The sequence below is a fragment of the Acinetobacter sp. SwsAc5 genome (assembly GCF_013391485.1).
Lineage (GTDB): Bacteria > Pseudomonadota > Gammaproteobacteria > Pseudomonadales > Moraxellaceae > Acinetobacter > Acinetobacter towneri.
Genome location: NZ_JACAXD010000010.1, coordinates 53975 through 72890 on the forward strand (window position 1 = coordinate 53975; position 18916 = coordinate 72890).

The 18916-nt window shown below is 42.1% G+C and carries 18 protein-coding genes and 2 pseudogenes; 13 read left to right on the forward strand and 7 right to left on the reverse strand.

What is annotated here, in order from left to right; all coding sequences use genetic code 11:
* The first annotated feature begins 2 nt into the window (after positions 1-2).
* From HYG89_RS07710 to HYG89_RS07735, 6 genes and pseudogenes are all read left to right on the forward strand, one after another.
* Positions 3-293: a hypothetical protein gene (locus HYG89_RS07710; protein ID WP_178866950.1), complete on the forward strand. Its 291-nt coding sequence runs from the start codon at positions 3-5 to the stop codon at positions 291-293.
* A pseudogene (locus HYG89_RS07715) lies at positions 277-2679 on the forward strand (DUF927 domain-containing protein); the annotation flags it as partial. The gene HYG89_RS07710 and the pseudogene HYG89_RS07715, both read left to right, overlap by 17 nt.
* A 395-nt stretch (positions 2680-3074) precedes the next feature.
* Entirely contained in the window at positions 3075-3587 is a 513-nt protein-coding gene (locus HYG89_RS07720; protein WP_178866952.1) for a hypothetical protein, read from the forward strand.
* 10 nt (positions 3588-3597) lie between these two features.
* Positions 3598-3924, forward strand: a complete 327-nt coding sequence (ssb, locus tag HYG89_RS07725; RefSeq protein WP_178866954.1) for a single-stranded DNA-binding protein — start codon at positions 3598-3600, stop codon at positions 3922-3924.
* Between the two features lie 332 nt (positions 3925-4256).
* Positions 4257-4856, forward strand: coding sequence for a hypothetical protein (locus HYG89_RS07730; protein WP_178866956.1), 600 nt, complete (start codon positions 4257-4259; stop codon positions 4854-4856).
* A gap of 203 nt (positions 4857-5059) precedes the next feature.
* On the forward strand, positions 5060-5281 hold the full coding sequence (locus tag HYG89_RS07735; protein ID WP_178866957.1) for a kynureninase: 222 nt from the start codon (positions 5060-5062) through the stop codon (positions 5279-5281).
* Positions 5282-5369: 88 nt separating this feature from the next.
* Here HYG89_RS07735 and HYG89_RS07740 read toward each other — a convergent pair whose 3' ends face one another.
* Positions 5370-6035: a hypothetical protein gene (locus tag HYG89_RS07740; protein WP_178866959.1), complete on the reverse strand. Its 666-nt coding sequence runs from the start codon at positions 6033-6035 to the stop codon at positions 5370-5372.
* 1004 nt (positions 6036-7039) lie between these two features.
* Between HYG89_RS07740 and HYG89_RS07745 the strand changes: the two are divergent.
* The 6 genes and pseudogenes from HYG89_RS07745 to HYG89_RS07770 form a co-directional block, all read left to right on the forward strand.
* A pseudogene (locus tag HYG89_RS07745) lies at positions 7040-7351 on the forward strand (Arm DNA-binding domain-containing protein); the annotation flags it as partial.
* Positions 7352-7563: 212 nt separating this feature from the next.
* Positions 7564-8715 (forward strand): efflux RND transporter periplasmic adaptor subunit, encoded by a 1152-nt coding sequence (locus HYG89_RS07750; protein WP_178866961.1) that lies wholly within the window; start codon positions 7564-7566, stop codon positions 8713-8715.
* On the forward strand, positions 8712-9920 hold the full coding sequence (locus tag HYG89_RS07755; RefSeq protein WP_136144179.1) for an ABC transporter permease: 1209 nt from the start codon (positions 8712-8714) through the stop codon (positions 9918-9920). The genes HYG89_RS07750 and HYG89_RS07755 overlap by 4 nt, the downstream gene beginning before the upstream one ends.
* 1 nt (position 9921) lies before the next feature.
* A complete protein-coding gene (locus tag HYG89_RS07760) occupies positions 9922-10629 on the forward strand; it encodes an ABC transporter ATP-binding protein (protein WP_178866963.1) in 708 nt (235 codons plus the stop codon).
* 274 nt (positions 10630-10903) lie between these two features.
* On the forward strand, positions 10904-11161 hold the full coding sequence (locus HYG89_RS07765) for a hypothetical protein (protein ID WP_004975373.1): 258 nt from the start codon (positions 10904-10906) through the stop codon (positions 11159-11161).
* 3 nt (positions 11162-11164) lie between these two features.
* Entirely contained in the window at positions 11165-11947 is a 783-nt protein-coding gene (locus HYG89_RS07770) for a hypothetical protein (RefSeq protein WP_225543583.1), read from the forward strand.
* A 94-nt stretch (positions 11948-12041) separates the two neighbouring features.
* Here HYG89_RS07770 and HYG89_RS07775 read toward each other — a convergent pair whose 3' ends face one another.
* The 3 genes from HYG89_RS07775 to HYG89_RS07785 form a co-directional block, all read right to left on the reverse strand.
* Positions 12042-12359 carry a hypothetical protein gene (locus tag HYG89_RS07775; protein WP_004975369.1) on the reverse strand — a complete coding sequence of 106 codons (318 nt, stop codon included), beginning with the start codon at positions 12357-12359 and terminating at the stop codon, positions 12042-12044.
* A gap of 140 nt (positions 12360-12499) precedes the next feature.
* Positions 12500-13282 (reverse strand): sulfite exporter TauE/SafE family protein, encoded by a 783-nt coding sequence (locus HYG89_RS07780; RefSeq protein WP_178866965.1) that lies wholly within the window; start codon positions 13280-13282, stop codon positions 12500-12502.
* A 44-nt stretch (positions 13283-13326) separates the two neighbouring features.
* On the reverse strand, positions 13327-14010 hold the full coding sequence (locus HYG89_RS07785; RefSeq protein WP_004975362.1) for an MBL fold metallo-hydrolase: 684 nt from the start codon (positions 14008-14010) through the stop codon (positions 13327-13329).
* 193 nt (positions 14011-14203) lie between these two features.
* On the opposite strand from HYG89_RS07785, the gene HYG89_RS07790 reads away from it, so the two are divergent.
* Complete coding sequence (locus HYG89_RS07790; protein WP_178866967.1) at positions 14204-15541, forward strand: sigma-54-dependent Fis family transcriptional regulator; 1338 nt, start codon at positions 14204-14206, stop codon at positions 15539-15541.
* Here the strand turns inward: HYG89_RS07790 and HYG89_RS07795 are convergent.
* Genes HYG89_RS07795 through HYG89_RS07805 form a run of 3 tightly spaced genes read right to left on the reverse strand, consistent with a single transcriptional unit; the run spans position 15536 to position 18909 of the window.
* A complete protein-coding gene (locus tag HYG89_RS07795) occupies positions 15536-16369 on the reverse strand; it encodes an SDR family oxidoreductase (protein ID WP_096902277.1) in 834 nt (277 codons plus the stop codon). The genes HYG89_RS07790 and HYG89_RS07795 overlap by 6 nt on opposite strands.
* Before the next feature lie 40 nt (positions 16370-16409).
* On the reverse strand, positions 16410-17264 hold the full coding sequence (locus tag HYG89_RS07800) for a TauD/TfdA family dioxygenase (protein ID WP_178866969.1): 855 nt from the start codon (positions 17262-17264) through the stop codon (positions 16410-16412).
* Positions 17218-18909 (reverse strand): AMP-binding protein, encoded by a 1692-nt coding sequence (locus tag HYG89_RS07805; protein ID WP_178866971.1) that lies wholly within the window; start codon positions 18907-18909, stop codon positions 17218-17220. Before HYG89_RS07805 ends, HYG89_RS07800 begins: the two co-directional genes overlap by 47 nt.
* Between the last annotated feature and the right edge of the window lie 7 nt (positions 18910-18916).

Here is an 18916-nt window from a genome sequence, read left to right on the forward strand (position 1 = left end):
TCATGTCAAATTCTAAAAAATATGATGCTACCGATGTGCTAGACATGGCGACCTTGATTGAAGCAGACATGCAATGGGCTAGCTTTATGGTTACTGACATTAAAAAGCGTTTAAAAGCGGTCAGAGCAGAGTTAAACAGCAATAGTGCTATAGCACTTCACTATTTAGAGCAGGCAGTAGACTTATATCAATACGTTGCTGAATGCCGTTTAGATTACCACTCAAGAGAAACGGAAAGACTTGCGCTTGAGTGCAGCAATATAAAAGGGGGTGAACATGACACTACACCATGACACCCCCGAGCTACTCAAGCCGTTGGATATTCTAGCGCAATGCACAGAGCTTATGCCAACAGATAAGGCACACATTGAGCATGAGCTTATACAGCGTTTTGGCAGTCCTGAACAAAAGATTCATATTGATGACAGCATTGTCACCATTAACGGCGTTAGCTATGACAGTCCTATTGTTTTGCCTATCTACAATGGGCATCTTGAGCTTGTTCAATGTGCTGTGATGCAAGACAGCAAGCCTGTGGCAGTCATGCCCGATGGATTGGCTAAAGGCTTTGCAAGGTATGGTCATTTTGACCATGCCAAGCCTGTGATTGTGACCTACAACCTAGAAGCATTTTTCAAGATTGCTCAAACAGGGTACGCCGTTGCTTTGGTGCTACTCCCGACTTTGTGCAATTCAACCCTACCAGTGTTAAAGCCGTTTGATTTTGGACAGATGCAATTTGTGATTAATCAATTAACACAGGCAGGCTATCAGCAGCTTTATATGCCAGTCCGACCTGAACACCTAGAGGCATTTCAACCACTGGAAGAAAACACCGCCGTCAGATTGTTGAATCAATATCAAGATGACTTTGCATGTGACTTGTCACAATATGAAAGCGTGGAGGATGTGCAGTCATTTTTAAATGATGCGATTGAGCAATTACCTAAAGGTGAGGTATTGCCTAAAGGACATTTAGCCAAGCCGATGAAGTGGGAAAACGGTCATTTCCACATTACAGAGGCAGGCTTATATTTTGTTGAAGAAGATAAAAACGGCATAAGCCATAAGCGTTTTATCTCAAGTCCTGTATTGGTCACAGCAAAAACAAGGGACGACTCTAGCAACAACTGGGGTGTGTTGCTTCAATGGAAAGATGACAACGGCGTAAAGCATATTCAAGCCTTGTCTATGGAGCTATTTCAAACCGATGGCGCAGACCTACGCAAAGCCTTAGCCTATCAAGGTGTAACCATTGCACCCGACCAACGAGCAAGAAACCTTTTCCAGTGCTACCTAATGAGCTATCGGGCAAACCGTTATGCCTTATGTGTAGATCGTGTGGGGTGGCATGAAAATGTGTTTGTATTGCCTCATGTGCAGATCGGACAAACAGCCGATAATGATTTAATTGTTTATCAGGCAAGCAACACCCTAGATAACCGCTATCAGAGCAAAGGCACGTTGGCACAATGGCAAAGTAATGTAGCTCAATTGGTCGCAAGCCATAGCTTGTTAGTGTTTTCTCTATCTACGGCGTTTACTGGACAGCTACTCACACCACTAAATCAACAAGGGGGTGGCTTTCACATCAAAGGCGGTTCATCTAAGGGAAAAAGCACAGCCTTAAACTTGGCTTGTTCAGTATGGGGAAATCCTAAAAACTTCTACCGTACATGGAGAGCAACAGGCAATAACCTAGAGCATACCGCCTATATGCACAATGACGGCTTTTTAGTGCTAGATGAGATTGGAGAAATCAATAACCCGAAAGAGTTAGGAAACATTGTTTATATGCTTGCAAATGGCATGGGCAAAGGTCGCATGACTAAAAAAATTACAGCAAAGCCAATGCACCAATGGAAAGTTATATTCTTATCTAGTGGAGAAAAAAGCCTTAAAGACATCATGCAAGAGCAAGGACAAAAGACCAAGCTAGGGCAAGAGATACGCCTTGCTGATATTGATATAGACCAATCAGAGCATGGCATTTTTGACTGTATAGACTTTGCAGAGGATGGAGCAAAACAGTCCATTGAACTTGCTAAGCGTTTAAATCAATCCTATGGCGTGGCAGGCATTGCATGGCTTGAATATATCACCAGTCACAAAGACCAAATGATTAAACAGGCAGAGCAGTTGCTAGACCAATATCGAGAAGCCTTAGCAGCCCATCATACGCAAGGGCATATTGTACGAGTGGCAAATTATTTTGCCCTTGTAGCCGTTGCAGGCGAATTAGCATCTCAAGCCAATATTACAGGGTGGCAATCAGGCACAGCGTTTAACGCCGTACAACAGGTATTTAATCAATGGTTAGGCAGTTTTGAGCAAGTCGGAGATTTTGAGGACAGGGAAATGCTTGCACACGTTAAGGCATTTTTTGAGGCAAACGAGTCTAGCCGTTTTGAATCTATTACACCCGACCCCGACCATGCAGAGCGCATTTACAACCGTGTTGGCTACTGGAAGATAGAGAACGGCGAAAAAGTCTTTTATGTAATGTCAGAGCAATTTAAAAACGAAATTTGCAAAGGCTATGACAGTCGCAAGGTAGCTAAAGCCTTAATCAATTATGGACTACTGGAACACGACACAGGCAAGCCAACTAAAACCGTGCGATTACCTAATCGAACTAAAGCCTTGAGAGTTTATGCAGTTAAGGAATCTATCTTTAGCTCAGATATAGATAATTTTAAGGGCAACAAAGGCAACAAGGGCAACAACCTTGATTCTAAAGGCTTTGAGCATGTTGCCCAAGTGGAAATGCAAAAGGCAACAAAGGCAACAAATCTGCAAAAGGTGCAACAAGATACTCATGTGTTGCCCTTGTTGCCCAATGGAAATAAAAAAGGCAACAAGGAAAACTCTAGCAATATCAACAGTGTTGCCTGTGTTGCCCATGTTGCCCAAGAAAAACAGTCATGCCGTGACCTAGTGAGTGAATCGGCACAGTTAAAAACTCAACCGATGGAGCAACCAACACCAAAAAAACAGGTAAAGGCTAAAGCATCACCGCCTAAAGAAGTGATAGACACAAAGACGCTTGATATGTTCGGGGGTGGAATATGAACATGCAAAAAGCATTGGACTTGATACAGCTTGCCAAGTCGCACCAGTGCAGATTGTTTATCGCTCCCCCTAATCAGTTGAGATGGGAAAGCCCAATCATGCCACCTGATGAACTACTGGAGGAATTGAGAGCCAACAAACCCATTTTGATTGAGTACCTGAAACATACAAGCCGTGACCTATCAATGTTGGTTAAACGTGCGCTAGATGGCTACCATTGGCTGCTAGACCGCAAGCGCACCCATTACCGCTATAACGGTGTACCTATTGTGACCGCACGTATAGCAGCAAGCGAATGGAGGGAAACAGTTAAGAGCGTGTTAAAGGTCAATGATGCTGAGTTGCATATCATCGAAAGATTGCTCATTCAAAGCGAGCAGCTTGTATATTTTGACCATGCAAAAACATTGCTCACAACTCCCGACCAACTAGAACAGGACTATATGCCCAATGACAACACAGGGGCAGCATTTAATGCTTGGTTATCTATGCCATGCGAATTTATACACAGTTGAGAATTGAACAATGCCAAACGTGAACAAAGCAATCGTGATGGGTGTGTTAGGTCGTGACCCTGAAACTAAGAATTTTCCTAACGGCGGTAGCGTTACCAATTTTAGCGTTGCAACTACCGACCACTGGAAAGACAAGACCACTGGAGAGCGCAAAGAGGCTACAGAATGGCACAGAATCAGCACCAACAACCGATTGGCAGAGATTGCTAGTCAATACCTCAAGAAAGGCAGCAAGGTTTATATTGAGGGCAGCTTGAGAACAAGGAAGTGGAAAGACCAAAGCGGTGCAGATCGGGAAGTCACAGAAATAAAAGCCGATGTTCTGCAATTGCTATGATGCACTTCACTTTCCGACCAACTGCAAAGCAAGTGAGCAGTAAACTGTTTTATAATTGATGTAGAAAAATCGCTGTAGTTTTTAGTTTTGCCCATACTCCCCAGTATGGGTATTTTTTTGGCTGTAATTCAGTATTCAAGTATTACTTGATAACTGGGCATCTTAGACCGCATTAGATCGGCAAAGTCTAATTAGACAAAACCTAGACCATGATTGCCAACCTAAATCATTAGTGAAATCTCTTATTGAAAAACACTGTAAAATGACTGAAACACAGAGTACATAAGGCATTGAGCCTGATTTAATACCTATCAATTAAAGCGAGGTTATCAATGGAAAAAACACACGGTCAAATTGAAGATTGTTTGAGCTTGGACAGCCGTGTCATGGCTCGATATAAGGTATTTGATGGTGGAGGAAGTAACTCATGGGCATGGCGAAAAGGTAAATCTCAAGAAGTATTTTCATCTATAACATATCACTACGATAACGGCGGTTTAGTATTAAGCTACACATGCAACGAGCAGCAACACCGCTATTTAGTGGATGTTGTCACCACACCATGCAACTACGGTGGCAAACGCTATTGGTTTAATTGCCCAAAGTGTTCTAAGCGAGTTGCAAAGCTATACCTACGCAATTCAATGTTTTTCTGTAGAACTTGCCACAAACTGAACTACAGCACACAGCAGAGTTGCAAACTAGAAAGCACCCGAGTCGGCATGTATAAAATCAGGGATAAACTTAACTGGCAGTATGACACCGCATTTATGAAGTCGTGGCATAAGTTGAAGCCTAAAGGGATGCACCATTCAACCTATAACAGATTGGTGCAGAGGCATGACGAACTAGAGCGAAAGTCAGAGCAATATTGCATTGCAAACTTTCATGCCTTTATGAATAGACATGGTTTAAAACCATCATGGGATTAAACAGGACTTGCACAGTGCTACACCCTTACAGATGCGATAGCAGCAGGCTTGCACCCTTTTTATAGAAGTGCAAGTGTTGATTGTTCTATCAATAATTTATTGTTTTCTAGGGTGAGCGCAAAATTGCGTTGAGTGGGTATGGTCAAGATAATTTAGCAAAATTTCTGTATCATTAACTTAATTATTTAAATAAGAGTATGATTATGAAAAATATAATATTAATTTCAGCGTTGCCATTAATCTTGATTGGTTGCGGAAATCCTAATAGTAAGCCTACCTATGGCGATTATGGATTACCTAAGAATTGTCGAGCACTTATACAAGCAAATATTGATGGATGGCGTTCTAAGCAATATACATCTGAAGAAGCCATGAATTCTATCGAACGTAACTGTGGTGCTAATGGAAAAAATTGGGACAATTAAAAAAAGCACTATTAAGTGCTTTCCTGATGTATAGAAGAAACCCCACATGTATTCGGCAACAGTGGGGTTTATTGGCATCTCTCTTTAATCAAAATAGACCCATCATTTTCATGCCTGCAACTTGACCAATTGCACCAGATACACCATTCCACATATCAGCACTGGCTTGACCTTTCGCCAATGCTGCACCTGCCTGAGCTGCACCAGATTGTTGATACAGGTTAGATATGTTGCTAGCTGTTTGCATGCCTGCGTTACCTGTGCCTGCTGCTGCGTTTTGCCCCAATGATGTTAATCCAGCATAGTTTTGGTAACGTTGATTAATTAACTGATTGAGCAATTGTGGTCTAAATTGAGCTAATGCGGCTTGAGTATTGCCACCACGCAAACCACCAGTAGCAGACGCATTTTGCAAAATGGCATTTTCGCCTTGTTGCAAATATGTCTGCATTTCAGAGCTATTGTTAATATTGTTAATCGCGGCTTGCTGGGCTGCTGCACCGTTAATACCAAGTAAATTTTGCTGACCACTCAGACCACTAAGACCTGCATCCGCATAAGGCTTTAAGATTTTTTGAACTGCATCAAACTGGCGACGCTGTTCTTCTACACCCATTTCAGATGCTTCGATCTGGGCGTTTGCTGCTGCATTTGCTGATTTTCTTTGTGCTCTGGATGACAAAGCACCACCAACCACACTAGCACCTACCATACCTACTGCGAGTTTTGTTCCTATTGCTGCTGCAATTGGCATAAGCATTCTCCTGTTTTTAAAATTACTTTTTTAGTGATTAATAGCCTCTTTTAGCTATTCAAAATTTTTAGTAAATTAGCCTTAATAGACTGCTATTTTTCACCAAAAATTTATTCTTAATTTTACCATGCTATTATTTAAATTCATTTAATAATTCAATAATTTATGTAAGTTTTTACGTAAAAATTAGACATGATTTTTATACGTTTTTAAACTGATATTTTCATCAGAAAATAGGGTTCTAATTTCAGGTTTATCAGGTTCAAACCATAACAATTGATAACAAACGCAGCGTTTTAAATGTCAACAAATGTCAACAGCATGGCATCTTTGAATATTAGGTTTTATAAGGTTTTGTATTTTTAAAGCAGTCCGAAAAACTAACATTTACTAACATTATGACAGCGCAAAATTGCGTTGGCTAAATCCTTGTTTTATAAGGTAAGCGCAAAATTGCGTCCACCTACACGCGCGCGTAGTTGTTGCGAAACTCTATTTTCCATAGTAGACCGCCGAAAAGTTGCGTTGGTTAATGAACTACGAAACTATCGTACAGTCACCAGTAAGGTGAACAGCTTTAAATACTCTATTCCGCTTCAATTAAATGGTGGGAGCGAAAAACACAGCAAACAATTGTTGAAGTGCTAGAGAATTAAAAAAAGGCGTGGGCGTGCGAGCGAGTTTGAATCCTGAGTTGGACTCCCCTTTTCCCCACCAAACCCGACATGAAAACAGCCTAGCAGCACATAATTTGTATCCCAGTTTGTATCCCTAACTTTTCAATAAAATTTTTATTATTTATAAACAATAGCTTATTAAGTTTGTTCAATTGACGCCACCATGGCAAAATATGCCAAGTTTTAAAAGATAAAGGCTTGAATCTAAAGGGTTTAAGCCTTTTTTCTTGCCTAAACATAACTAAATATAACTAGCTACAGTGTACATATGCCGTGTACACCACCATGTACATTGCAAGATTTATTGAATCCGTTGGTGTACAAGCCATGAAAAGAACAGAAATAAAACGTAGACCTTTATCAGATACCGTACTAGCTAACCTAGAGCCTGAATCAAAAGAATATCGGGAGCTAGACGGCGATGGCTTATATTTCCGTGTAAAGCCTGATGGTAATAAATCGTGGCAACTACGATACAAAAAAGCTGATGGTAAATGGTCATGGTTAGGTATTGGTGGCTATCCTGAAATATCAGGACAGTTAGCACGTAAAAAAGCGCAAGAACTTTTAAACGATATTTCAAAGGGCGATAACCCTATCATCACCAAACAAGAACGCAAGCGACAGAATTTTGAACGCCCTCTTTTCTACCCATTAATTCAATTAAAAATGAGGGTATTACCAAGCGATCTAGGTTCAAATTCACTTTTAGTGGTTTGAGCCTTTTTATTGGGTGGTTTATTCATCTCCAAACATTTTTCGCTTTCACTCCCCAAACCGAATAACTCCCCCGCACAACAACAAAATAGATTATATTATCCTTAATTGATAAAAAATTATGCGGAGTACACATGCAGGTATTTCCCTTAGGAAAGCGAACTATTTCCGTGATTGTGGTCATTGTAGCTCTGGTTTTATTGTTAATTTACGTGGTCTTACGCACAGGCCCATTTGCCCCTGTCAACGTCACCCTCACGCAAGTCAAATATCAATCCATTCAACCTAGCCTGTTTGGCATAGCTACCGTTGAAGCGCGTTATAACTATAAAATTGGCCCAACTGCAGCAGGTCGCTTAAAAAACTTAAAAGTAGATATTGGCGATAACGTACAAGCAGGACAACTGTTAGGCGAAATGGATCCTGTCGATTTGGAAGATCGTTTATTGGCTCAACGTGCGATAATCCAAAAAATTACCGCTCAGCAACAAGACACTCAAATCCGTCAAAATTTTGCGCAGCAACAAGTCAAGCGTTATCAACAACTGGCCAAAATCAATGCCACCAGCCAAGAATCTTTAGCCATTAAACAACAAGAGCTCGATTTGGCAACGGCGGCACTCAGCGCGATGCAACAAGAACTCAATAAAGCACGCGCAGACTTAAACACCTTACAAGCACAGCGCGATAATTTAAATTTAGTGGCCACAGCCGCAGGTGTCGTCACTGCACGTTATGCAGAACCGGGTTCAACAGTCGTGGCAGGTCAAACAGTACTAGAAATTGTCGATCCTAACTCCATTTGGATGAATGCCCGTTTCGATCAATCCAGTGCGATTGGTTTAGCTGCAGGTTTACCTGCTCAAATTCATTTACGTTCACGGCAAAATAATGCTTTGGCAGGTCATGTGTTATGGGTAGAACCTCGTGCCGATGCCATTACCGAAGAAATTTTAGCTAAAGTGGTTTTTAATCAACCTCCAACGCCTCTTCCGCCTTTGGGTGAGTTAGCAGAAGTCACCATCAGCCTCGCACCATTGGCACGCAGCTTAACCATTCCCAATGCGGCAGTTCACCGTATCAATAACCAAGTAGGCGTGTGGAAAGTTGTGGCCGAAAAGCCGCAATTTGTTGAAGTTCAATTAGGACGTTCAAATTTAGCGGGCGATGTGCAAGTGCTCGCAGGCTTATCCGAAAATGATCAAGTGGTGCTGTATAGTGAAAAACCCCTACATGCCAAAAACCGTTTACGGGTTGTCAAGCAACTTGCAGGAGCAGCTAAATGATTAGTCTGGCAGGTCGTGATATTTTCCATTCATGGGGTAAATTTGTATTTACTGGCTTTGGACTCGGCTTGCTGATTGGTGTGACCTTAATTATGGCTGGCGTGTATCGCGGCATGGTAGATGATGCCAAAGCCCTGCTGAATAACAGTGGTGCTGACCTATGGGTAGTGCAGCAAGATACACTTGGCCCTTATGCAGAACCTTCAAGTGTGCGTGATGATTTATATCGCAGCGTGATGAATATGCCCGGGGTGGCGCATGCTTCAAATATTACTTATTTAACCATGCAAGTGCATCATCAAGATAAAGATATTCGCTCGATGGTGGTCGGGATTCAAACAGGTGAACATGCGTGGAATAACTTGGGGTGGCCGCCACATTTATTGGCAGGACGTCAATTGACCCGCGGGCACTATGAAGCCGTAGCCGACATGAGTACGGGATTAAAGTTGGGTGATCGTATTAAAATCCGTCGTAACACCTTTACCGTGGTGGGTTTAACCCGACGCATGGTGTCTTCGGGTGGTGACCCGATGATTTTTATTCCGCTGAAAGATGCACAACAGGCGCAATTCCAAAAGGACAATGCTGCCATTTTACAAGACCGTAGACGAATTGCAGTAAACCCAATTTATAACCGCCCTGCTTATCCTGACTTGCTTGAAAGCGTACTCAATGCACAAAGTAGCAACCGTTATGTGAATGCTATTTTAGTCCGTTTAAATGCAGGTGCTTCAGCTGAAGAAACAGCAGCACATATTCAGCGTTGGCAACAACTAACAGTCTATACCCGCCCGCAGATGGAACACATTTTAATCAGCAAAATGATTGCCACATCCGCCAAACAAATTGCCATGTTTTTGGTGATTTTGGCCTTGGTCAGCGCCGCGATTGTGGCATTTATTATTTATACCCTGACTATGGACAAAATTCGTGAAATTGCGGTCTTAAAATTAATTGGCACACGCAATCGCACAATCGCTTGGATGATCTTGCAACAAGCACTCGCGCTTGGATTAATTGGGTTTGCTGTTGGTAAAATCAGTTCAACCTTTGCCGCACCATATTTCCCGAAATATGTCTTATTGGTTCCGCAAGATTCTATTTTTGGATTTATTGCGGTGATGCTGATTTGCATGTTAGCCAGTTTGGTTGCAATTCGGATGGCACTGCGCATTGACCCTGCCGAAGCAATTGGGGGATAACATGACACACGGCATTTTAATTGAAGGTTTAAAAAAGCGTTTTGGACAAGGTGACAATGCCTTTTATGCCTTAAAAGATGTCAAAATGCGGGTTGCACCCGGTGAAGTGGTTGGGCTGATTGGCCCCTCAGGTTCGGGTAAAAGCACCTTGCTCAAATGTTTAGGTGCCGTGATTGATCCTACCGAAGGACGCATGACTTTGGGCGATGAGGTGATTTTTGATCAACGTTGGTTAGTCAAAGACTTAAGTGCCTTACGCCGCGATAAAATTGGTTTTATGTTCCAAACCCCGTACTTAATTCCTTTTTTAAATGTTTTGGATAATGTAGCGCTGCTGCCGATGTTAGCAGGCGTAGCCAATGACATTGCCCGCGCCCGCGCATTGGAAATTTTAACGGCGCTCGATGTGCAGCATCGGGTACATGCTATGCCTGGACAATTGTCTGGTGGTGAACAACAGCGTGTCGCCATTGCACGTGGCTTGATTAATCAACCGCCTGTGATTTTAGCCGATGAACCCACTGCACCATTGGATAGTGTACGCGCGATGACCGTGATTCGCTTATTACACGAAATGGCAGAAAAATTTCAAACTGCAATTATTGTAGTCACACATGACGATAAAATCATCCCTACCTTTAAACGCTTGTACCACATTCGAGATGGTGTGACTTATGAAGAACAAGGCGAAGGACGTCCTTTTAAGTAGGCTCTAAAGTTTTCAGCGCTGGAAACTGATGTTTTAGCTCAATATCAAAAGCAATAAAATATCTGCATTTCAAGTTACATGCGACACAATGCTAAAAAACGGTTGATGTGGTATTCTGATAGCATCAGAAATGCAAAAATATAATACTTACTAGCTTCATACTGTTCTTGGAATTTAATCAAAATACGCATATATTGATTAAATAGAGCAATTTATTCTTAATCCAAGAATTGACGCGCTAACCATGAAACTTAATCACCTAGAGGTTTTAGATATGTCAACTAGAAACCGAACCAATGAAAGTGAAATCGCTACAGCTGCAGCTGACGTTTTGCGTGAACGCTTCATTGCAGTAGCTCACAGTGATCGAGTACTTTATGTGGAAAATGATGCCTTAGTCAGCAAAACCCCGAATGGCAAACCAGTTTTAATCAAACAGTTATCTGGTCGGAACCCTGATCTAGCCCGCCAGTTTAATGGTCGCAGAACCTTTAAAATTAGAAAACGTAACATAGAGGCTACTGCAGAATAATTTATGTTGCCAAAAACACCTCGAATCAGAATGTTTGCGGGTCCAAATGGATCGGGCAAAAGTACGATGATTAATGGTTTAGATAGCCGTTTATCTAAATTGTTTTTGAATGCTGACAACCTTGAGCGCGATCTTAAAGCCACACCCATTCTTGATCTAAGTCAATTTGATATACGCATTAATGCAAACATATTGGTTGATTATCTTACTCAAGCAAGTCGACCACTAAAAAATGCAGATGGTACTCTAAGCAAAAGTCCTCTCCTCTCAGTAGATCCTGTGATTGATGGAAGCTTAATCGACTTAAGCGGGAACACGATTGATTCCTACCTCGCAGCCCGAATTCTTGATGTCATCCGTAAAGAGTTACTTACGCTTAAGGTTGGATTTACATTTGAAACCGTAATGTCTCATGAGAGTAAAATCGAGTTTTTGCGAGATGCTAAAACGCAAGGCTATCGTACCTATTTATACTTTGTGACGACTGAGGACCCTGATATTAATGTGGACCGAGTTAAACAACGTGTGAAAAATGGTGGTCATCCAGTCGAAGAAATTAAAATCCGTGAACGCTATTTCCGCACTATGCACATGTTGATTGATGCGATTGAAGTATCTGACCGAGCGTATTTATTTGATAACTCAAGTAATGCGACCAAGAATATGGCTTCTTATATCTGTGAAGTGACTAACGGAGATACATTGATCATTAATCCAGATTTTAAAGGAGAGTTTCCGATCTGGTTTGAAAAATATGTACTTGTTCATTTGGTTGATGAAGAATAAAAAAACCGCGCTTGAATCATTCAAACGCGGTTTTTTAAATATTCACAGGTCAGTAAACTGAACCCATCGGCATCTTACTCAGCCAACATTTTACTCAGTATTCATAGCCATTGTTGATTGACCATTGCTGCAATTTGCCATAATAGATTTCATCGTTGAACAGTAGGTCTGCTTTAGAGGCAGCATTACTTTCTTCAGTTGGGCAGAAACCATCATCACAATCGGCATCGACAACCCAGCAACCACGAACGAACAATACTTTATTGCCTTCTTGCTCCAGTTGTTTCTGAACGCGATCAATCGCTTCATGTAAGTCATCTGCGCCTAAATATGCGGTCAAATACGCATAAGAGCCTGTTTCATCGGATGCTTTGCGGAACTCGACACCCACACAAAATAAATGTTTTTTCATTCTTGGCTCCTTGTCATCTTATACAGCTAAACTAATCTTTAATTTGGTCTAGGTCTAGTGCTTTTTCTTACACTTAACAATATGTTACCTATTCACAATACTGCAGTTCAAAGTAAAAACATAGTATCCAAATATTAGACTTAAGCCATAATCGCTGTATAAATGAGGTAGAGCGCAACACCAATGACTGTTGTAGCAAATACCTTTTGTACAGTATTGCTATTCATGCGATGTACCAAAGTACGTCCAAGTAACATCCCGACAATACACGCCAGAACAAAGGTGATGGTGACTGCCATTGGGTACTGAAAGCCATCTAAAACGTGTGCTGAAATACTCACGCCACCAATCAGGAAAATAATCATCAAAGAGGTTGCGACGATACTGCGCATATCCAAATCGGTAAATTTACGCAATAACGGCACAATAATAAAACCACCGCCCACACCCAACAAACCCGTCAATAAGCCTGCAATTACACCCACACCACCAAGCAAAGACGCCGTTTTAACATTCCAAATTAAGCGTCCTGTGTTTTGGTTTACCTTACACGGTGGATTAGTTTGGTCGTTGACCTTATTAAAGAAAATACGATACGCCACAATAAACATGACCAGACTGAACGCCAGTGTTAACCACATGGGCGGCACAATACCTGCCAAATGCACCCCATAACGCGCAGATGGAATACTGATTAGGGCAATCCACAATGCAGCACGATAACGTACAATACGTTTGAACAAGCCTTCAACTGTGCCAACCAAAGCCGCCAAAGTGACTGCCAATAAACCGACAGGTGCAGCCTGCGCCACAGTCCAGCCCTGACTTGCCATAAGTGCAGGAACGGCAAGAATACCGCCCCCTGCCCCAGTTAAACCCAGCAAAGTACCAATCGCCAAGCCTTCTAGGATTAACATCCACATGCGTATTTCCCCCTATTCCATCACTATGTTGTGCTGTGCAAACATCACTTGCCACAAACTTTGTTGGCAGGCAAAGCCACATCAATATGTTTTGGATAAGGCAGGTTTAAATTCTGCATGAGGGTAATAAATTCCGCTTTGGTACGTCCTTGTCCTAAACGCGAGTTATTGCGTTTTTCCTGCCCAACGGTAGAAGATAAACGCCCTTTATAGTCATGCCCTGGATACACCAAAGTGTCATCAGGCAAGCTAAAAATTTGTAGATGAATGCTGTCATATAAAGTCGCTGGGTTGCCTTCCTGAAAGTCAGTACGACCACAACCATCAATTAACAACGCATCGCCAGTGAATACCATGCCATTGACCACATAGCTGGTACAGGCGTTGGTATGACCCGGGGTATAACGTGCTTCAATCAATAATTCACCCACACGAATGGCGCTGCCATCGGTAATGAAAATATCGCCACACACCACACCTGAATTACGATGTAATACAGTTTTACAACCAAAACGTGTTCTGAGTTCGTTGGCAGCAGTAATATGGTCAGCGTGTACGTGCGTATCTAAGCTATACACCAATTGCAAATCATGCTGTTCTAGAAAAGCAGCATATTGCTCAACCTCTGAAATTACAGGGTCAATCAGCACCGCTTCACGGGTTTGTTCAGATGCCAATAAGTAAGTATAGGTCGAGCTGTCAGCTTCAAAAAATTGATGAAAGATCATGAGATATACACCAAGTTTTATATTTTGTTATTCTTAATTTTGCAAATATAATGCCAACTTAATCTCTTTTAAATATATTAATAAAATACAATATATTAAGAAATATTATTTAATTTAGGTCATATTCCATGTTTCACATCTGTTGCATTTTATGTTTCAATTGAATCAATAATGAAACAAAAGATGAAACATCATGAATGCGATACATGACTTTGAACAACAAGCCAGTCTTGAAAGCTTTTTGTTTCATTTACAACAACTTTGTCCAGACAGTTTGCTCTATGTTTATGACGACATTGCTCAAACATGGATTTATGAATATGCACAAGATGCTTCTGTTTCTGCAGCTACGGGTAAAACATTAAAAAATCAATTATTGAAATTAAAACTACAATCACAATCAGCATCACAACCACAGACAGGTCTGCTGCAACTCCCGAATAGTGCTAAGGCATGGCACTACCACAGCTTAAATATTCGTGTCCATACAGCCGATTTCACAGGATGTTTATTCTTTCTGCAGCCTAGCGTTGCAACAGTGTCATCACAAACACTCACCCCATCTGCCCAAGCACAAAATAGTTTGGCGGAGTTTTTCCATAGTGATTCGCCACAAATGCAGCATATGTATTCCATTATTGAACGGGTAGCGATTACTGAGTTTCCTGTTTTGGTGCGTGGTGAATCTGGTAGTGGTAAAGAGTTGGTGGCGCAAGCAGTACATGCACGCAGCCAACGGCATACACAAGTCTTTATTGCGATTAACTGCGCGGCTTTAAATGCCAATATTTTAGAAAGTGAATTGTTTGGGCATGTGAAAGGTGCATTTACAGGGGCAATTCGTGAGCATAAAGGTGTGTTTGAACGTGCGGCAGGCGGTACTTTATTTTTAGATGAAATTGCAGAAATTCCACTGGAACTGCAAGCTAAATTATTGCGGGTATTAGAAACGGGCGAATTCACCCCTTTAGGCGGTGAAAAAGCGATTAAATCGAATGTTAGAATTATTACCGCAACCCATCGCGCTTTACGTGAAGAAGCACGTTTAGGCAGATTCCGCCAAGATTTACTTTATCGTTTACGGGTGATTCCAATTTTTGTGCCGCCGTTACGTGAACGCAAGCAAGATATTCCCAAAATTGCCGCATTTATTTTGCAGCAGCAAGTCCAGTTTCAGGTCACGCCACATTTAACCGAGCAAGCACTGAAGGTATTAATCAATTACGACTGGCCAGGCAACGTACGTGAATTAAAGAATACCTTGCTGTATGCATTGACCATGTCCGCAGGTAAAACGGAAATTGATCAACACGATTTACCCGATGAAATTGTGCATGCTAGTTTGAAACTCGCCACAGCTACCCCAACGCCACAACCTATTGAGCTGCCCATCAAAACCAACAATAAAGTAGATAAAGACACACTGCAGGATTTACTGGAAAAATATCAGGGGCAAACTGAATTGGTGGCACAAGCCTTGGGCATTAGCCGAACCACCTTATGGCGTTATCGAAAAAAATATCATTTATGAGGCGGAAGTTTGCTGAATAAAGGACGCTTTGCTTTGATCTGCATATTCATAAATGGTGTCTAAATCTTTTTGAATGGCAGCTGCGACTCGGCTAGGCATCAACTGATTAAGTTTTACAAAGACTTTTTCAGGATAACCGACCTGATAGGATTGACGGTCTGTTTGTAAAAATTGATACAGTTCTTGTGCCACAAATTCAGGTGAATCCACTTTTGTACCCATTTTGATATTCATTTCAATCACATCGGGATTATTCATACTGGTATTGGTCGCGCGTGGGGAGAAATATCTAAAACGAATGGCAGTCTGACAATACTCTCGCGCCAACGCTTCAGTTGCACCACGCAAGGCAAACTTACTGGCGCAATAACTCACATAGCCAGGATAGCCGATGCTGCCAAAAGTCGAGCCAATATTGATGATCTGACTCGGCTGACTGTCCGACATATATGGAATCACATCCTGAATCAGTTGCAGCGGATAAGCCACATTGACCAACATCATTTGCTCAATGGTATCCTGTGATTGCTGCGCAAACAGACGAAAATCATTCATGCCTGCATTGTTAATATAGTAATGAATCGGCTGTTTTAATGCGGCAAGTGCCTGAATAAAATCATGACGACTGCTGGCATCAATTAAATCACAACGCAGACTGTGTAATTGCAACTGAGGATACTGCTGCGCCAGACTTTGCTCTAGTTGTTGCAAGGTGTCTTGCTTACGCCCAACCAAAATTAAGTTTAAGCCTTTTTCAGCAAAATGATGCGCAATCGCATGACCAATCCCGCCTGTTGCCCCGAAAATCACCGCAGTTAAATTTGACATAAAAGATACTCTCAATTTTAAGATATTCGATACAACTCAATTATAAAAATGCAGGATTCAGTCCCAAGCCCATACAAATATAGAGTTTACGATCTTCTAATGGCACCAATATTTCACGTCTGCCATGCATAAAGCGCTTGTTATCAATGAGCACCACATCACCATCTTGCCAGTCAATTTCTGAGGTTTCACGCTCGCATCGCTCTGCCAACTCTTCCAATAATTCCGCTTGGATTTCGCTGCCATCGGCAAAGTAAAAACGCGGCTTTTCGTAATTATAAGAAGGCCCCAACAAGGTGTTGGCAAAGGCAGGCACAGCTTTTAAATTGTCATGGCGAATCATCGGCATGCTTAAATCGTACTGTACGCCTTCATCATGCGCAGGGCGAATCCGTTGTCTAGGAATCATCTCAATAAAATGAGCGAGTTCCTGCTGCCCAACCTGTACGGCATCGGCAATATTGAGTGCTGTCGCCACATACTTTTGCCACATCGCTTTGGGTAAGTAACGGCTGATGGTCATCGGTTCAGCAAATTTCTGCTTCAGTGTGTCAGGCAGTTTTTGCCATACCTCATGTCCATCACATAAAGTAGTCTGCGAACCACGCGAAGCACTTTTTTCACTAAAAAAAGCAATAATATCAGGCGGCATTGGGGTTGAACCATTTTCTATATGCAGTCCCATTGCCTGTGTACCTGCATCTACTTTTTGCGATTGTCGGGTCACATTTTCACGTGCAGGGTCATAGGTCAGCTTTTGGCAAATATTGCTCATCAGCCCACTAAACGCATTCACATCATAATGTTCATTTCTAAGTAAAACCCAACCGTGCTCCACCAAACGATCTTTAATTTGTTGTGGGGAATGTTTGAATTGCTGTTGTGCAATATTCATGTGATTTCTCTCTATCTCTATTGATGACTGACAGGTTGATGTCTATCTGTGAAACATCTCCAAGATCAGCCATTAAATACGTTGTAGGATGTGCCAAAGCTGTCTGATACTGTTGCTGAATGACTGCTCTACGCAATTTTCCGTTATCGGTTAACATCTGATTATTTAAAGAAAAAGGTTGTTCAGCACGGCACCAGTGTTTAATTTGGGCATAATCAGGCATACGGGTATTGGCACGATAAATCGCGGCTGCCAATTGCGCATCTGAACGATGTTCCTCGGCATAAATCACTGCAGATAATGACGGCTGCGCTTCACCAAACACGGCAATCTGTTGAATTTCAGGCTCACTCAAACTGTTCGATTCAACCCATTCTGGTGAAATATTGCGCCCAAAACTGCTGACAATAATTTGCTTGATACGCCCCGTGATATATAAATAGCCATCTTCATCAAAATAACCTGCATCGCCTGTGTGAATATCGGCTGATACCGCATCCTGCTCACGCCCAAGTTCATGCATATATCCCAACATGGCATTGCCCTTGACCACCACTTCTTGATTGGCAGCAATTTCGACTTGAACATGCGGTAATACGCGGCCAACACTGCCAATTCTGCGAGCTTCAGGCAGGTTTAAACTCACGACCGATGCACATTCAGACAGACCATAACCTTCATAAACAGGTAAATTGAATTGCTGACACTGCTTGAGTAAATCTGCAGACACCTTGCCACCACCCACGGCAATAAACTTCAAAGTGCGCAAGCCCAAATCGCCGTGTTGATGGATATATTCCACAATCGCTTTGAGCATTTGCGGCAATAAAATCACGCTTTCAATGCGATATTGCTGCACGGCATCGACAAAGCGTGAAACATCAAACTCATGGTTGGACAGCAAACCGAACTGGCTGACTTCACCCACCACCACTGCACGTCCCATGTGAAAAGGCACATACACGCCTGCGATATTTTCAAGCAATGTTGCAAATGGAATTAGACACAAATGCCGCCCAAGCTGGCTACTTTGTAATGCCTGACTTAAAGAGTGTGTAATTGAATTGATGGTGGCTTCTGCCAAACACACACTTTTGGGTGTACCTGTACTGCCCGAGGTATAAGTAATTTTTGTAGGCTGCTCAGCAGAATTTGGGGATAAATGCGGTTGTGCTGTTTCAACGCTTAGACGAAACAACTGCTCTTGATATAAATCTGATGGTGGCAAAACCTGTGCCTGAACTGCATGGATCATTTCCAACAAAGCTTCTGGAATAGCAGTATTTCCGATAGTCAAGTTAACATTGGACGGAGTATCGCTTTGTGCAGTATCCGTCAAAATACACAGCAACTCCGCTTGGCTGTCTTGCAGTAAATGTTGCACTTGTGCAGCAGTAAAAAATAAAGGCACAGGAATGACTGTCATTGCAGCTTTACGTGCGGCTAAATCGACCACAATCCAATCGGCCTGATTCACACCCCACAACGCCAAACGCTGTACTTGATAAGTTGCCAATTCTGCACTGAGCAACTCAATCCGTTGTTGTAATGTGGCATAACTCAGTGTGGTTTGTGCCGTCACAATTGCTTCACGCTCAGGGTCTGTTTGGGCATAGTGATTCAGGTTTTCAAACAACTCATTCATCTTTCAA